We start from the raw sequence: 14,993 nt of genomic DNA, 5'->3' as shown, positions 1-14,993 counted from the left end.
GTTCCTCTGTACGCCACACACAAGGGTTCTTGGGAATCTTGTGATGGATCATCCACCACTTCCGGCGGATCGTTGGCAGACTGGGGTGGTGATTGTCGTCGTATGCCCCGGACAGGGCTCGCAGACCCCCGGTTTCCTCTCTCCCTGGCTCGAGCTGGACGGTGTGGCGGAGACTCTCGCCGCGTACTCCGAGTCCGCCGAGGTCGACCTCGAGCAGCACGGGACGGTGTCAGACGCTGACACCATCCGCGACACCCGAGTCGCGCAGCCCCTCATCGTCGCGGCCTCTCTCATCGCCGCAACCGCGCTCACCGCTCGCGCGGGCCGTCGGGCAGACGGCGTCGCCGGACACTCGGTCGGCGAGATCGCCGCGCTCGTCGCCGCCGGCGTGATCGATGCCGAGACCGGCATGCGCCTCGTCGGCATCCGCGGTCGTGCGATGGCGGATGCCGCCGCGCAGACCCCGACCGGCATGAGCGCCGTGCTCGGTGGAGACGAGGAGGCCGTCCTCAGCCGACTGAGCGAGCTCGGCCTCTCCCCCGCGAACTACAACGGCGGCGGTCAGCTCGTCGTGGCGGGTGAGCTGGCCGGGCTCGACGCTCTGGCCTCCGAGCCCGTCAAGGGCACGCGCGTCATCCCCCTGCAGGTCGCCGGCGCGTTCCACACGTCGTTCATGGGATCGGCCGTCGCCGCACTGCGTGCCGCCGTGTCGACCGTGACTCCCTCAGACCCCGACATCACGCTGTGGACGAACCGCGACGGCTCCGTCGTGAGCGACGGCTCCCAGGCTCTGACCTACCTCGTCGACCAGGTGTCGTCGCCCGTGCGCTGGGACCTGTGCATGGCGTCGTTCGCCGATCAGGGCATCACCGGCCTGATCGAACTCGCGCCGGCGGGTGCACTGACAGGCCTCGCCAAGCGCGGCCTGCGCGGCGTGCCGACCGTCGCCGTGAAGACCCCCGATGATCTCGACGCAGCCGTCGCGCTGCTGAACGGAGAAGCCGCATGAGCCCCACCCTGAACCAGGTCACCGGTCCCGCCTATACCCGCATCTACTCCTTCGGCGCAGCGCGCGGCGAGAACGCCGTGCCGAACGACGACCTCATCGGTCCCATCGACTCGAGCGACGAGTGGATCCGCCAGCGCACCGGCATCGTGACGCGTGCCCGCGCCGACAAGGGCACGGACGCGATCGATCTCGCCGCGATCGCCGCTGCCGAGGCCATCGAGAAGTCGGGCGTCGCCGCCGACCAGATCGACCTCGTGATCGTCGCCACCATCAGCAACCCGAAGCAGTCCCCGTCGGTGTCGGCGATCGTCGCCGACCGCGTCGGTGCGAACCCCGCTGCCGCCTACGACGTCAACGCTGCCTGCGCCGGCTACGCCTACGCGATCACCCAGGCTGACGCGCTGATCAGGGCCGGGGCTGCTCGCTACGCGCTCGTGATCGGAACCGAGAAGCTGTCCGATGTGGTCGACCCGACCGACCGCAGCATCTCGTTCCTGTTGGGCGACGGCGCAGGAGCCGCACTCATCGGCCCCAGCGACACGCCGGGTATCGCCCCCGCCGTGTGGGGATCCGACGGGTCGAAGGCCGACGCCGTCGGCATGAACGCGACCCTCACCGAGTTCCGCGACGGCGAGGTGCCGTGGCCGACCCTTCGCCAGGAGGGCCAGACGGTCTTCCGCTGGGCGGTGTGGGAGATGGCGAAGGTCGCGCGTGAGGCGCTCGAGAAAGCCGGTGTCGAGCCGACGGACATCGCCGCGTTCATCCCGCACCAGGCGAACATGCGCATCATCGACGAGTTCGCCAAGCAGCTGAAGCTGCCCGAGACCACGGTCATCGCTCGGGACATCGAGACGACAGGCAACACCTCGGCGGCCTCGATCCCGCTCGCCACCCACCGGCTGATGGCGGAGCATCCCGAGCTCTCGGGCGGCCTCGCGCTGCAGATCGGCTTCGGCGCGGGCCTCGTGTTTGCCGCCCAGGTCGTCGTTCTTCCCTGAGAACCCGCCGATTTTCCCTAGACTGTTCCACGGTTCCGAATACAACCCGTAAGAAAGAGGAAGACCACATGGCTTTCACCAACGATGAGGTCCTCGCTGGCCTCGCAGAGCTGATCACCGACGAGACCGGCATCAACGCCTCCGAGGTCGCCCTCGAGAAGTCGTTCACGGACGACCTCGACATCGACTCGATCTCGATGATGACGATCGTCGTCAACGCCGAGGAGAAGTTCGGCGTCACCATCCCCGACGACGAGGTCAAGAACCTCAAGACCGTCGGCGACGCCGTCAACTTCATCGTCGCGGGCCAGGAGTAATCCACGCAGGATGCCACCCCCGCACTCGCGGGGAGTGGCATCCTCCGGCTTGCACGCCCTCTGCTCGACCCGCCTGACAAGGAACCACACATGACCAAGCGCATCGTCGTCACCGGCATCGGCGCCACGTCCGCCATCGGCGGGACAGCTCCCGAGAACTGGACGAACCTGCTCGCAGGGAAGTCCGGCACCCGCACTCTCGAGCACGACTGGGTGCAGCAGTACGAACTCCCCGTGACCTTCGCCGCCGAGGCGATCGTCCGCCCCGAAGAGGTCCTGCCCCGCCACGAGGCGAAGCGGCTCGACCCGTCGTCGCAGTTCGCGCTCATCGCGGCGCGCGAGGCGTGGGCGGATGCCGGATCGCCCGAGGTCGCACCCGAGCGCCTCGGTGTCGACTTCGCCACCGGCATCGGCGGCCTCTGGACCCTCCTCGACGCCTGGGACACCCTGCGTGAGAAGGGGCCGCGTCGCGTGATGCCCCTCACCGTCCCGATGCTGATGCCGAACGCGGCCGCCGGGAACCTCTCGCTGCAGTTCCAGGCCCGCGCCTACGCGCAGACTGTTGTGAGCGCCTGCGCCTCGAGCACCGAGTCGATCATCCATGCCTTCCACCACCTGCAGGAGGGCCTCGCCGACGTCGTGATCGCAGGCGGCACCGAATCCGCCATCCACCCGATCACGATGGCGTCGTTCGCCTCCGCTCAGGCCCTCTCGCGCCGCAACGACGACCCGGCCACGGCCTCGCGCCCCGGCGCGATCGACCGCGACGGCTTCGTGATGGGTGAGGGAGCGGCCGCGCTGATCCTCGAGACCGAGGAGCACGCCCAGGCTCGCGGCGCGAAGATCTACGGCTACGTGCTCGGCGGCGGCGTCACCGCCGACGCGTACCACATCACCGGCAACGACCCCGAGGGCAACGGCGCGGCGCGCGCTGTCGTCCAGGCCCTCGACGAGGCCGGCATCAGCGCCGACCAGGTCGCCCACATCAACGCGCACGCGACGTCGACCCCGGTGGGCGACCCCAACGAGTACGTCGCACTCAAGAAGGTCTTCGGCGACCGGATCGACGAGATTCCGGTCTCGGCGACCAAGGCATCGACCGGGCACCTGCTCGGAGGCACCGGTGCCCTCGAGGCGATCTTCTCGCTCCTCGCGCTGCGCGACCGCGTCGCTCCGCCGACCATCAACATCACCGAGCCCGACCCCGCGGTGCCGTTCAAGCTCTCGGGTGAGGCGCAGCCCCTCGGCGACGGTCCGCTGTACGCGATCAGCAACTCGTTCGGATTCGGCGGGCACAACGCCGTCGCCGTGTTCGCGAGCGCCGACTGAGATCCAGACACCGACGAGAACGGCCCCTGGGTGATCCCGGGGGCCGTTCTCGTGTGCGGGGAGGACTACGTTCGAGCGAGCTGCCGCGACCGTGCTGCGCGCATCCGCGTGGTCCAGGGCAGGAACCAGCCGATCAGCGGACCGACTCCGAACGCGAAGAGCACCGTGCCCACGCCGACCGGACCTCCCAGCAGGAACCCGATCAGCAGCACGCTGCCCTCGATGAGCGTCCGCACGAGCCAGACGGACCACCCGGTCCGGCCGACGAGCCCGGTCATGAGACCGTCCCGCGGTCCCGGGCCGAAGTCCGCCGCGATGTAGAGGCCGGTCGCGAACGCGAGCAGCAGCAGGCCCGCGACGAACATCGGGGCGCCCACCCAGATCGACGGCGGCGCAGGGAGGACGAACAGGGCGAGGTCTGCGCTGGGTCCCACGAGCAGGGCGTTGAGCAGCGTGCCCAGACCGACCCGCTGACGGAGCGGGATCCACAGGAGCAGCACCAGCACCGAGACGAGCACCGTCACCACCCCGTAGCCGATGCCCGCGTTGCCCGCGATGCCGAGTGCGAGCACGTCCCAGGGCGCGACGCCGATGCCCCCGCGCACCATCAGACCGAGTGCGACCCCGTAGAGGAACAGACCGACGAGCAGCTGGATAATGCGCTCGACGACGTCACGGCGGCTGACGGCGGCGATGGGGAGGAAGACGGAACGGAGCTGCATGAGTCCATCGTGCACCCGCGGCATCTGCGGCCCGCGTGACCACTCGACGAGAAGTGGCCTGCTTTCCTCAGGCCACTTTGCGGCATGCTGGAGGCATGACCTCGCGACTCGTCCATCAGCTCGGCGCACACAACGTCGCCGGCGCGACCGCTAAGGCACTCGCCGAGCAGATCCGCGCGCTGATCCTCGACGGCCGGCTGACCGTGGGCGAGCGGCTCCCCTCCGAGCGTGCACTCGCCCTCGAGCTGAGACGGTCTCGCTCCACCACCACCCGCGTCTACGGGCTCCTCGAGGCTGACGGCTACGTCACGCGCCTGCACGGGGGCAGCACTCGCGTGACTCTCCCGAGCACCGCGGCGCCGGACGCCCCGGAGGCCGACGGCACGGCGATCGACCTGTCTATCGCCTCGATGGACTCGACGCCGGGGCTGTACGACGCGACGGTGCGATCGCTCCCCCGTCTGGCCGCCCTGCGCGGCACGAGCGGCTACTCGCTGCAGGGCCTCCCCGAGCTGCGTCGCGCGGTCGCCGACCGCTTCACCCAGCGCGGGCTGCAGACCCATGCCGACGAGATCATGATCACGTCCGGCGCTCTCAACGCGTTCAACCTGGTGCTCGCGACCATCGGCCGACGCGGTGAGCGCGCGCTCGTCGAACAGCCCACCTTCCCCCACGCCCTCGAGGCGCTCCATCGCCACGGCTACCGGCTTCTGCCGACTCCGGTGGAGGTGACCGGGTGGGATGAGCGCCACCTCACCGACACGCTCCTGCGCAGCCGTCCCCACCTGGCGTATCTCGTCCCCGACTTCCACAACCCCACCGGCGCCACCCTCTCCGACGAGAAGCGGTCACGCATCGCGGCGACGGCCCGGAGCGCCGGGACGACTGTCGTGGTCGACGAGACCACCGCGGAGCTCGACATCGATCGAGGATGGGCTCCACGTCCTTTCGCGGCGTTCGGGCCGCACGTGATCACCGTCGGATCGATGTCGAAGATCGCCTGGGGAGGCATGCGCATCGGCTGGATCCGTGCCGACCGCACGGTGATCGCTCGCCTGCTCGCCGTGCGCCCATCCTTCGAGCTCGGCACGGCGCTGCTCGAGCAGTGCATCGCCGTCGAGCTCCTCCGCGAGATGCCCGCTCTCACCTCGCACGTCGCGTCGCGCCTGCGCGCAGGTCGAGAGGCCGTTGCGACAGGACTCGTCTCCCTCGGAAGTCTCGCGATGCCCCAGACGAGCGGCGGTCTGTCCGCCTGGCTCGATCTCGGTGCGCCGGTGTCGACGGAGTTGTCACTGGCGGCTCGCGCGCACGGACTGATCCTGCCCCCGGGTCCACGCTTCTCCACCGGGGGCGTGCTCGAGCGGCGCCTGCGCATCCCGATCACCCTGCCGCCTGAGCGGACCGCGGAGGCGATGGAGCGCCTGCGGCTCGCGTGGGGCGATGTGATGTCCGGCGGGACCACGGCCCGCGCCGAGACGGTCCGCTCGGCGGTGATCTGACGGGCGAGGACCCCGTCCCTGTTGTCCAGGGGCGGGGTCCTCGTCATGTATGGAACGGGGATTCGCCTTCTCGGGGTCCGGGATCACTCACCGGCCTCCGATACTCACGCCTCCTCGTTCCAGGTCTGTGGTCGGGTTGCTCAGCCGACCTTGTGCAACCACACCACCCGCGCGTCGTCGCTCGCGTGGCGGAAAGGCTCCAGCTCTTCGTCCCAGGCCGAGCCGAGCGCGATGTCGAGCTCGCGCTGCAACTCGGTCGCGCTCCCGGCAGCGATCTCCATCGCGTAGCGGATGCGGTCCTCGCCGACCACGATGTTGCCGGCGGCGTCCGTCTGCGCATAGTGGATGCCGAGGTCCGGCGTGTGCAGCCAGCGTCCTCCGTCGCTGCGCGGCGTGGGATCCTCCGTCACCTCGAAGCGCAGGTGCTCCCAGCCTCGGATCGCGGTCGCCAGAGCGGCGCCCGTGCCGACCGGACCGTCCCAGTAGAACTCAGCGCGGCGTGCTCCGTCGAGCACGGGCTGATCGCTCCAGTCGAAGTTCACCGCACGACCGATAGCGCGTCCGACCGCCCATTCCAGGTGCGGGCAGAGCGCGCGAGGTGCAGAGTGGATGAACACCACTCCGCGTGCGTAAGCCGTCGCCATGATCTCTCCGTTTCATCAGGTGCGTCTTCCCCAACGACCTGAAACACCGAGAACTGGCGTGAATATGCGGTTATGGGGCTATTCTCGCCCAGACCTGGCCAAATCACAAGCATGTGATTCCACGAAGAAGGCCCCGGTCGAGACGACCGGGGCCTTCGGACCCAGGAGGGTCCTCAATCGGATGAGGCTCAGGCCTCGCTCATGGCCTGCTTCACCTGCTGGCCCTTGGCGGCGTAGTACGCGGCACGGGCGGCGTCGCGGCGAGCCTGCTCTGCGTAGCCGGCCTCGAGCACATCCTGCGGCACCTCGACGTTCGGCACATCCTGCGTCCCGTGGTACTTCTCGATGTAGGCGTCGAGCTCGGGGCCAGACGTCCACGACGTGATGAGGCAGTAGCGCGGCTCGGTGCCCACGTGGGTCGCGGCGTGCCACAGGCGCTGCGTGTCGACGATCAGCTGTGCGCCGGCGGGCAGAGCGATGCGGTACTCGATGCTCGGGTCGGTGCGGTTCTCGCGCAGGACGAAGAAGCTGTCCTTGTCGTCGCTGAGGTTGAAGAAGCCGCGCACGACCCAGCCGGTGCCGTCCGGGTTCAGGCGGTTGTTGTCGTCCTGGTGGAGGTTGTACAGGCACTCGCCGTACGGGGTCGGCTGCAGCTCGATGACGCGGCAGCGACCGACGTTGGCTCCGGGCTCCTGCGCGCGGCGCGTGAGGTTGGGGGCCTTCGCCGTCTGCGAGTCGATCCAGACGCCGTCCTTGTCGGTGCGCGGCGGCTTGTGGTTCCAGAAGCCGTTGCACTCGATCTCGCCCTTGGCGCTGGCGAGAGGCGCGAAGCGGGTGTCGCCCGACGACTTCCAGTCGTTGTACTCGATGTCGAGCCACTCCTTGGGGTCGAGCTCCTGGTCGTAGCTGTCGAGCACGACGAAGCCCTTGTCTTCGAGCGCCTTCGATTTGATGTATCCCATGATCGAGGTCATGTCCCTTCATCGGGGGCCAGCACGTTTTAACAGGCCCTGATAAGGCAAGCCTAACAGGGGAGCTCTGGAGCGCCGCCGAGGGCCGCCGTGAATAAGCGAATAGACTGATCCGGGCGCCTGGCGACTCCTCGGCGCCCGGCGTTACGGGAGGACGAGACACCAGCATGAGCACTGCGACCAACGTCGAGGCGACAGCTGTCAACACGATCGAGTGGCTCGCAGAGGACTCCACGACCATCGTCGTGCCGGTGTACCAGCGCCAGTATCGGTGGGACATCGGCGGGTGCGAACAGCTCCTCTCGGACATCCGGGCGGTCGCCCGCGAGGACTCGTCGCACCGGCACTTCATCGGGTCGATCCTCTCTGCGTCCGACGACAGCGAGGCCGACACCGACCTCGTCCTGATCGACGGCCAGCAGCGCATCACGACGCTTATGCTGCTGGTCGCAGCCCTTCGGCATGCGGTTCACGAGACCGACCCCGCGCTCGCCGCCGAGCTCGATCGCGTGCTCGTGCGTCGCGACGATCCTTCGCGCACCAAGCTGCGCCCGCATGACGCGTGGGCCGAACTGTACGAGTCCGTGGTGCTCGGTCGCGACGGCCACCCCGAGCGCGAGTCGCGATTCGATGACAACTACGCGTTCTTCCGCAGCCAGGTGCACGCCGAGGAGGCGTCGACGATCTGGAGCGGGCTGCAGAAGCTCGAGCACGTGTCGATCACCCTCGGTGCCGATGCGAACGCCCAGCAGATCTTCGCGAGCCTGAACTCGACGGGCGAGCCGCTGCGCGACCACGAGCTCATCCACAACTACATGCTCATGGGCCTGACCCACACCGAGCAGCTCGAGGTGGAGGAGCGGTTCTGGCTGCCGATCGAGCAGCACACCGGTGAGGCCATCGGTGCCTTCTGGCGCCACTATCTCGTGATGACCACGGGTCGCGAGGTCGCAGCCAACGGCGAGCACGGCGTCTACAGCGCGTTCCGGCAGTCCTTCCCCCGCGTCGACCTCGAGCACCTGCAGGCGGATGCCGAGGTCTGGCGCCACTATGCGGAGATCTACGGCATCCTGCTGGATCCGTCACGCGAGCAGGATCCCGAGATCGGCCGCCAGCTGCGATTCGTCAACACCTTCGGCCGGGCCTCGTATCCGCTGGTCCTCAGCGTCTACAGCGAGCACGCTCGCGGTCTGATCGAACGGGATGAACTCGTCGAGACCCTTGAGTGGATCCAGGCGATGTATCTGCGCAGGACCCTCGTCAACCTCCCGAACGAGCGCCTGGTCGCGCGTCTGTGTCGAGCGCGGGTGCACGGGCGCGACGTCCTTGCACGCGCCTTCGCCCGCATCACCCCGTCGGACGAACGGGTGAGTGCGGTACTGAAGTACAGCGAGCTCGCACATCCGGCATACGTACTCGGGCGCATCGAGGGTGTCGACAACCCGATCGACGTCGATGTCGAGCACATCGTGCCCACGGTGCCCAGCGACAGCTGGTCCGGCGACGGCGTGCGCGAGTGGATCGACTACTCGGATGACGAGCGGAACGCGCATCGTGCTCTCGCGCCGACGCTCGGCAACCTCACGCTCCTCGAGCAGCACCTCGCGGAGCGGGTCTTCGGCGAGTCGTATGCGGTCAAGCGTGACGCCGCGTATGCGCGCAGCGCGATCGCCGAGACGAGGGCGCTGGCGACGACCGAGACCTGGGGCACCGCAGCGATCTCGCAGCGCACGATCCGGCTGACCGCCGACCTGCTGCGGATCTGGGCCCGGCCCGCACTGCCCGAGATCGACGACGACGGCCTCACCCCCATCCTCGATGCCGTCCGCCGGCGCGGATGGCCCGCAGGATGGGAACGCGAGTTCGAGTACGTCGAATACCGCGGAGAGCGATGGGAGGTCTTCGACGTCAAGCACCTCTTCAACCGCGTCTTCCGTCGTGCCTGGACCGACACCCGCGATGCCGCTGTGTCGTACTGCGCCGCCCATGGTGGCCCGATCTACGACACGATGGCCTGGAAGGGCCAGTGGGACCAGCTCGACGAGACGCACCACCTCTACATGGGGTGGGATTCGAACTACATGATGAACGCAGTGCAGGGCGTGCTCCATGAGGCGGACATTGCCTCCGAGGTCTTCGTCAAGTACTCCTACATCGGGAATGTGATGTGACATGACGACCACCATCCATCGCCTCGTCGATCTCACGATCGAGGAGCACACGCTGACCGTGCCGCTCGTCTGGAGCGACGACACGGACACCCGCACGATCGACATCTTCGCCCGCGTGGTCACGCGTGAGGGAGGCGAGCGGCTTCCCTACCTCGTCTACCTCCAGGGTGGCCCCGGCCACGAGGCGCCTCGCCCCTTCCATGCATCCTCCTCCCCCGCCTGGCTCGATGAAGCGCTCGCGCACTACCGCGTCGTGATGCTCGATCAGCGCGGCACCGGACTCTCCACGCCGGTGGGGGACGCAGACCTCGAGCGCGGCTCCGACGCCGTGGCCGAGTACCTGACCCATCTGCGTGCAGACTCGATCGTCCGCGACTGCGAGGCGATGCGCGAGCACCTGAGCGCCGAGACCTGGAGCGTGCTCGGCCAGTCGTTCGGCGGATTCACGACTCTGGCGTATCTGTCGACCGACTCCGACTCGCTCGCCGACGTCTTCATCACGGGCGGGCTCAGCACGGTCGATCGGCACCCCGACGACGTCTACGCCCTCTGCTACGACAAGATGCGCGTGGCCTCCGAGCAGTACTACCGGCGATTCCCCCAACACCGCGACACCATGCGGCGTCTGGTCGATCGGTCGGCGGCAGGCGACATCGTGCTCCCCGACGGAGAGGTGGTGTCGCCGTCGCGTCTGCGTTCGGTGGGCTCGGCGCTCGGCACGAACGACGGGTGGCAGACCCTGTGGTCGATCCTCGAGCGCGATCCCTCGTCGAACGCTTTCCGACACGACCTCATGCACGCGATGCCCTTCAACGGACGCAATCCGCTCTATTTCGCCTTCCACGAGTCGAGCTACGCCAGCGGACACGCGACCCGCTGGTCGGCCGAGCGCACGGAGCCCCAGGACTTCCGCGACGACGTCACGCTCTTCACCGGAGAGCACATCCGTCGCGAGTGGACCGAGACCGTGCCTGCCTTCCAGCCGTGGCGGGACGTAACGCTCGCGCTGGCGGACGTCGAGTGGCCCCGCATCTACGACCAGGTCGCCATCTCCGCCTCGCGCGCGACAGGAGCGGCGGCCGTGTACGTGAACGACGTCTACGTGCCACTGGAGTACTCCCTCGAGACCGCGCGCCTGCTGCCGGATGTCAAGCTCTGGGTGACGAGCGAGCACGAGCACAACGGCCTGCGCTCGGGACCCGTGCTGACGCACCTCATCGACCTCGCACAGGGTCGACGCATCCGTTGAGTATCCGTCTGCAGGCGGATGCCGAGGCGAGGCGTTGCACCTAGCCTGGAGTCATGGCCGACGCTCTCGGAACCCTGCTGACGATCGCGCTACTCCTCGTGGTCGCCACCGTGGTCGTGGTGGTGATCGTCGCGATCTATGCCCGGACGCCGCTCGAGAAGAAGTACGAGAGCGCGGGCGGCGGACTCGGCGGATCCTTCGACGCCGTCTGGATGCCGTCGGCGCACGAGGCCGGCGCGGAGCGCGACCGTCAGACTCAGCGCACCGCCCCCGCACCGGCGCCCGGCGACCCGCTGGGTCGCATCGACGGAGAGCGCATCGTCATCGACGTCTGACCGGCGCGATCCCGCCGAGCTCGCAGTCAGAGCAGACGACGAAGGCCCCGTGTTCCGAGGAACACGGGGCCTTCGATTGCGGTGGTCGTTACTTGGACGATCCGCCGAAGCCCTTGAAGCGCTGGTTGAACTTCTCGACACGACCGGCCGAGTCCATGATGCGCTGCTTGCCCGTGTAGAACGGGTGCGAGGCCGAGGAGATCTCGACGTCGATGACGGGGTACTCGACGCCGTCCAGCTCGATGGTCTTGTCGCTGGACACGGTCGAACGGGTGAGGAACGTCTCGCCCGAACCCAGGTCGCGGAACACGACAGCCTTGTACTCGGGGTGAATGTCAGTCTTCATGGGATTCCTTAGTTGCTGCCCTGGATTGTGCCAGGGACGAGGGAAGTCTGCGGTGCAGAAAGCACCAAGGATCGATTCTATCAGATGCGCGTCAGGATGCCGCGCGAGCCGCGTAGCGGCCCTCTTCGCTGCTGAGGACGATCGGCATGCCGAACGTCTCGGTGAGCGCGTCGGCGGTGAGCGTCTCCGCGACGGGTCCTGCGGCCACGATGCGACCCTCGCGCATCAGCAGCACATGGGTGAACCCGACGGGGATCTCCTCGACGTGGTGCGTGACCATCAGCATCGCCGGTGTCGTCGGCGACGACGCGTACCCGCTCAGGAGTGCGAGGAGCTCCTCACGGGAACCGAGGTCGAGCGACGCGGTCGGTTCGTCGAGCAGCAGAAGCTCGGGGTCGGTCATCACCGCGCGGGCGATCTGCACGCGCTTCTGCTCTCCGTCGCTCAGAGTGCCGAAGGTGCGGTCCGCGAGGTGGTCGAGACGCCAGTCGCCGAGGACGCGCAGCGCGCGTCGCTCGTCGATGTCCTCGTAGCTCTCGTTCCAGCGACCGAGCACGGAGTATGCGGCCGTGAGCACGGTGTTGAGGACCGTCTCCTCTCGCGGCACGCGCTTCGCCATCGCGGAGGACGCGAAGCCGATGCGCGGGCGCAGCTCGAACACATCCGTGCGACCGAGGGTCTCCCCCAGCACCGTGACGGTTCCGGAGGTCGGGTGCATCAGCGTGTCCGCCAACTGGAGCAGCGTCGTCTTGCCTGCGCCGTTGGGTCCGAGGATCACCCACCGCTGATCGTCGTCGACCTGCCAGGTCACGTGATCGATGATGTTGCGCCCCTCGCGGCGCACGACGACGTCGGTGAATTCCAGAGCGCTCGACATGCCTCCAGCCTATCGGCTCACGCGGTCAGCTCCGCGTAGAGCGCGCGCGTGGTGTCAGCGATCGCCCCCCAGCTGAACTCGTCGCGGGCCCGCTCCCGACCGGCTTCACCGTAGGAGCGAGCTCGGTCCGGATCGGACGTCACCTCGGTGAGCACGTTCGCGAGATCGGCGACGTAGCGCTCCGGATCCACCGGCGTCCCGGTGCCGTCCTGCAGCTGCTCGATCGGCACCAGCCGCCCGGTCACACCGTCGTCGACGACCTCGGGGATGCCTCCGGTCGCCGTGCCGACCACGGCGGCGCCGCAGGCCATGGCCTCGAGGTTCACGATTCCCAGAGGCTCATAGACCGAGGGGCACACGAACGTCGTCGCGGCGGTGAGGATCGACGAGAGCTCGTCGCGCGGGAGCATCCGCTCGATCCAGACGACGCCCTCGCGGGTCTGCTGGAGAAGCCGCACGCCCTCCTGCACCTCCGCCATGATCTCGGGGGTGTCCGGCGCCCCGGCGCAGAGGATCAGCTGCACCTCGGGGGGCAGCAGACGAGCGGCCTGAAGCAGGTAGGGCAGGCCTTTCTGCCGCGTGATCCTGCCGACGAACACGACGGACGGCCGAGTGGGGTCCATGCCGACCGACTCGAGGAACGCGGGGTTCTGCACCGGACGCCACCGATCCACATCGATGCCGTTGTGGATCACGCGCACGCGGGTCGGGTCGACCGACGGGTAGCTCCGCAGGATGTCTTCGCGCATCCCCGCGCTCACGGCGATCACCGCTGCGGCATTCTCGTACGCGAGCTTCTCGATCCCGCTCGACACCGCGTATCCGCCGCCGAGCTGCTCGGCCTTCCACGGACGCAGCGGCTCCAGGCTGTGCGCGGTGAGCACGTGCGGGATGCCGTGGAGCTGCGAGGCGAGGTGACCGGCGAAGTTGGCGTACCAGGTGTGACTGTGCACGAGGTCGGCGTCGGAGATCGCCGCGACGATCTCGAGATCCGTGCCGAGCGTCTGCAGCGCGGCGTTCGCGGAGGCGAGTCCGGAGGGCGTCTGATAGGCGAAAGTACCGGCTTCGTCACGGGGAGATCCGAAGGCTCTGACCTGTACATCGATATTCTGTCTGAGGGCGGCGACGAGCTCTGCGACGTGCACACCCGCACCTCCGTAGATCTCCGGCGGGTATTCCTTCGTGATCATCTCGACGCGCATGTCTAGACGGTAGTGACTCAGTTGTCCAGATGCTAGTTCGCCAGGCCGAATCGCCTCTATGGTTGGTGCATGTCCGCACCAAAGAAGATCTTCGGCATCATCCTCGCCGGCGGCGAGGGAAAGCGTCTCATGCCCCTCACGGCCGACCGGGCGAAACCTGCAGTGCCGTTCGGCGGACAGTACCGATTGATCGATTTCGCGATCTCGAACCTCATCAACTCGGGGCTGCGCCAGATCGTCGTGCTCACCCAGTACAAGTCGCACAGCCTCGATCGCCACATCTCGCAGACGTGGCGCATGTCGGCACTCCTCGACTCGTACGTGACGTCGGTGCCTGCACAGCAGCGCCTCGGCAAGCGCTGGTTCTCCGGCTCCGCCGACGCGATCCTGCAGAGCCTGAACCTCATCAACGACGAGAAGCCCGACATCGTCGTCGTGATCGGCGCCGACCATGTGTACCGCATGGACTTCCGGCAGATGCTCGAGGCCCACATCGAGTCGGGAGCGAAAGCCACCGTCGCCGGCATCCGTCAGCCGCTGGCCATGGCGTCGCAGTTCGGCGTGATCGACGCCGACACCGAGTCCGGACGAATCAAGCAGTTCCTCGAGAAGCCGACCGACATCGCAGGCCTCGAGGACTCGCCTCACGAGGTGCTCGCCTCGATGGGCAACTACATCTTCGACGCGGATGCACTGATCGCCGCGGTCGAGGCAGACGGCGAATCACCGACCTCCGGACACGACATGGGCGGCGACATCGTGCCGTACTTCGTCGACCGGGGCGAGGCCGGCTACTACGACATGAAGCGCAACGACGTTCCCGGCTCGTCCCCGCGCGACCGCTCGTACTGGCGCGACGTGGGTACCATCGACTCCTTCTTCGACGCCCACATGGACCTGATCTCGACCTTGCCGATCTTCAATCTCTACAACATGGAGTGGCCGATCCACTCGCAGGCCGTGAACTCGCCGCCCGCGAAGTTCGTGCGCGACTCCGTGGGGCGCATCGGCAATGCGATCGACTCGATCGTCTCGCTGGGATCCGTCCTCTCGGGAACTCATCTCGAGCGCAGCGTCGTCGGCCCGTGGACGCTCGCCGGAGGTGGGTCGACCATCACGGATTCCGTCGTCTTCGACGGCGTGCGGGTGGGAGCGGGGTCACGAGTCCATCGCGCCATCCTCGACAAGAACGTCGTCCTCGCGGACGGTGCGACCGTCGGCGTCGACCGCGAACGCGATCTCGCTCGCGGATTCACCGTGACCGAGTCCGGCATCACCGTGGTCGGCAAGGGCGTGTTCATCGAGAGGTGACGGCGTCGCCGTG

General features: G+C 67.9%; 15 protein-coding genes. 9 read left to right on the top strand and 6 right to left on the bottom strand.

The window, feature by feature from the left end:
* The first annotated feature begins 88 nt into the window (after window positions 1-88).
* The 4 genes from AB0N61_RS04940 to AB0N61_RS04925 all read left to right on the top strand — a co-directional run bounded on the left by AB0N61_RS04940 (window position 89) and on the right by AB0N61_RS04925 (window position 3,653).
* The gene (locus AB0N61_RS04940) at window positions 89-1,009 is read left to right on the top strand and encodes an ACP S-malonyltransferase (RefSeq protein WP_363362174.1); all 921 of its coding nucleotides are present in this window, start codon (window positions 89-91) and stop codon (window positions 1,007-1,009) included.
* Entirely contained in the window at window positions 1,006-2,007 is a 1,002-nt protein-coding gene (locus tag AB0N61_RS04935) for a beta-ketoacyl-ACP synthase III (RefSeq protein WP_363362172.1), read from the top strand. The genes AB0N61_RS04940 and AB0N61_RS04935 overlap by 4 nt, the downstream gene beginning before the upstream one ends.
* 68 nt (window positions 2,008-2,075) lie before the next feature.
* Complete coding sequence (locus AB0N61_RS04930; RefSeq protein WP_017202249.1) at window positions 2,076-2,324, top strand: acyl carrier protein; 249 nt, start codon at window positions 2,076-2,078, stop codon at window positions 2,322-2,324.
* A 90-nt stretch (window positions 2,325-2,414) separates the two neighbouring features.
* Window positions 2,415-3,653, top strand: a complete 1,239-nt coding sequence (locus AB0N61_RS04925) for a beta-ketoacyl-[acyl-carrier-protein] synthase family protein (RefSeq protein WP_363362171.1) — start codon at window positions 2,415-2,417, stop codon at window positions 3,651-3,653.
* A gap of 65 nt (window positions 3,654-3,718) precedes the next feature.
* Here the strand turns inward: AB0N61_RS04925 and AB0N61_RS04920 are convergent, their stop codons facing one another.
* Window positions 3,719-4,375, bottom strand: a complete 657-nt coding sequence (locus AB0N61_RS04920; RefSeq protein WP_363362169.1) for a hypothetical protein — start codon at window positions 4,373-4,375, stop codon at window positions 3,719-3,721.
* A 95-nt stretch (window positions 4,376-4,470) separates the two neighbouring features.
* Here AB0N61_RS04920 and AB0N61_RS04915 point away from each other — a divergent pair, with 95 nt between their 5' ends.
* The gene (locus AB0N61_RS04915; protein ID WP_363362167.1) at window positions 4,471-5,874 is read left to right on the top strand and encodes a PLP-dependent aminotransferase family protein; all 1,404 of its coding nucleotides are present in this window, start codon (window positions 4,471-4,473) and stop codon (window positions 5,872-5,874) included.
* Window positions 5,875-6,014: 140 nt separating this feature from the next.
* Here AB0N61_RS04915 and AB0N61_RS04910 read toward each other — a convergent pair whose 3' ends face one another.
* The gene (locus AB0N61_RS04910) at window positions 6,015-6,518 is read right to left on the bottom strand and encodes a DUF3145 domain-containing protein (protein ID WP_042537526.1); all 504 of its coding nucleotides are present in this window, start codon (window positions 6,516-6,518) and stop codon (window positions 6,015-6,017) included.
* Between the two features lie 188 nt (window positions 6,519-6,706).
* On the bottom strand, window positions 6,707-7,480 hold the full coding sequence (locus tag AB0N61_RS04905; RefSeq protein ID WP_060926082.1) for a hypothetical protein: 774 nt from the start codon (window positions 7,478-7,480) through the stop codon (window positions 6,707-6,709).
* A gap of 176 nt (window positions 7,481-7,656) precedes the next feature.
* Here AB0N61_RS04905 and AB0N61_RS04900 point away from each other — a divergent pair, with 176 nt between their 5' ends.
* Genes AB0N61_RS04900 through AB0N61_RS04890 form a run of 3 tightly spaced genes read left to right on the top strand, consistent with a single transcriptional unit; the run spans window position 7,657 to window position 11,244 of the window.
* Entirely contained in the window at window positions 7,657-9,660 is a 2,004-nt protein-coding gene (locus tag AB0N61_RS04900; RefSeq protein WP_363362165.1) for a DUF262 domain-containing protein, read from the top strand.
* A 1-nt stretch (window position 9,661) separates the two neighbouring features.
* Window positions 9,662-10,909 carry an alpha/beta fold hydrolase gene (locus AB0N61_RS04895; protein ID WP_167942776.1) on the top strand — a complete coding sequence of 416 codons (1,248 nt, stop codon included), beginning with the start codon at window positions 9,662-9,664 and terminating at the stop codon, window positions 10,907-10,909.
* A 53-nt stretch (window positions 10,910-10,962) separates the two neighbouring features.
* A complete protein-coding gene (locus AB0N61_RS04890) occupies window positions 10,963-11,244 on the top strand; it encodes a hypothetical protein (protein WP_167942775.1) in 282 nt (93 codons plus the stop codon).
* Between the two features lie 88 nt (window positions 11,245-11,332).
* Here the strand turns inward: AB0N61_RS04890 and AB0N61_RS04885 are convergent, their stop codons facing one another.
* The 3 genes from AB0N61_RS04885 to glgA all read right to left on the bottom strand — a co-directional run bounded on the left by AB0N61_RS04885 (window position 11,333) and on the right by glgA (window position 13,669).
* Window positions 11,333-11,590: a type B 50S ribosomal protein L31 gene (locus AB0N61_RS04885; protein WP_021200734.1), complete on the bottom strand. Its 258-nt coding sequence runs from the start codon at window positions 11,588-11,590 to the stop codon at window positions 11,333-11,335.
* A 91-nt stretch (window positions 11,591-11,681) separates the two neighbouring features.
* Complete coding sequence (locus AB0N61_RS04880) at window positions 11,682-12,467, bottom strand: ABC transporter ATP-binding protein (RefSeq protein WP_363362162.1); 786 nt, start codon at window positions 12,465-12,467, stop codon at window positions 11,682-11,684.
* Window positions 12,468-12,484: 17 nt separating this feature from the next.
* Entirely contained in the window at window positions 12,485-13,669 is a 1,185-nt protein-coding gene (gene glgA / locus AB0N61_RS04875) for a glycogen synthase (RefSeq protein ID WP_363362160.1), read from the bottom strand.
* Window positions 13,670-13,738: 69 nt separating this feature from the next.
* Between glgA and glgC the strand changes: the two genes are divergently transcribed.
* A complete protein-coding gene (gene glgC, locus AB0N61_RS04870; RefSeq protein ID WP_167942772.1) occupies window positions 13,739-14,980 on the top strand; it encodes a glucose-1-phosphate adenylyltransferase in 1,242 nt (413 codons plus the stop codon).
* The last annotated feature ends 13 nt before the right edge of the window (window positions 14,981-14,993 follow it).

Source organism: Microbacterium sp. NPDC089320, from assembly GCF_040684875.1.
Classification (GTDB): domain Bacteria; phylum Actinomycetota; class Actinomycetes; order Actinomycetales; family Microbacteriaceae; genus Microbacterium.
This window is presented reverse-complemented; position numbering and strand designations above follow the sequence as displayed.

Excerpts from the sequence above, each read along its gene's own strand:
- AB0N61_RS04885 (WP_021200734.1), bottom strand. The coding sequence starts at position 11,590 with ATGAAGACTGACATTCACCCCGAGTACAAGGCTGTCGTGTTCCGCGAC.
- AB0N61_RS04925 (WP_363362171.1), top strand. The coding sequence starts at position 2,415 with ATGACCAAGCGCATCGTCGTCACCGGCATCGGCGCCACGTCCGCCATC.
- AB0N61_RS04895 (WP_167942776.1), top strand. The coding sequence starts at position 9,662 with ATGACGACCACCATCCATCGCCTCGTCGATCTCACGATCGAGGAGCAC.
- glgC (WP_167942772.1), top strand. The coding sequence starts at position 13,739 with ATGTCCGCACCAAAGAAGATCTTCGGCATCATCCTCGCCGGCGGCGAG.
- AB0N61_RS04935 (WP_363362172.1), top strand. The coding sequence starts at position 1,006 with ATGAGCCCCACCCTGAACCAGGTCACCGGTCCCGCCTATACCCGCATC.
- AB0N61_RS04910 (WP_042537526.1), bottom strand. The coding sequence starts at position 6,518 with ATGGCGACGGCTTACGCACGCGGAGTGGTGTTCATCCACTCTGCACCT.
- AB0N61_RS04930 (WP_017202249.1), top strand. The coding sequence starts at position 2,076 with ATGGCTTTCACCAACGATGAGGTCCTCGCTGGCCTCGCAGAGCTGATC.
- AB0N61_RS04900 (WP_363362165.1), top strand. The coding sequence starts at position 7,657 with ATGAGCACTGCGACCAACGTCGAGGCGACAGCTGTCAACACGATCGAG.
- AB0N61_RS04915 (WP_363362167.1), top strand. The coding sequence starts at position 4,471 with ATGACCTCGCGACTCGTCCATCAGCTCGGCGCACACAACGTCGCCGGC.
- AB0N61_RS04890 (WP_167942775.1), top strand. The coding sequence starts at position 10,963 with ATGGCCGACGCTCTCGGAACCCTGCTGACGATCGCGCTACTCCTCGTG.
- AB0N61_RS04920 (WP_363362169.1), bottom strand. The coding sequence starts at position 4,375 with ATGCAGCTCCGTTCCGTCTTCCTCCCCATCGCCGCCGTCAGCCGCCGT.
- AB0N61_RS04905 (WP_060926082.1), bottom strand. The coding sequence starts at position 7,480 with ATGGGATACATCAAATCGAAGGCGCTCGAAGACAAGGGCTTCGTCGTG.
- glgA (WP_363362160.1), bottom strand. The coding sequence starts at position 13,669 with ATGCGCGTCGAGATGATCACGAAGGAATACCCGCCGGAGATCTACGGA.
- AB0N61_RS04880 (WP_363362162.1), bottom strand. The coding sequence starts at position 12,467 with ATGTCGAGCGCTCTGGAATTCACCGACGTCGTCGTGCGCCGCGAGGGG.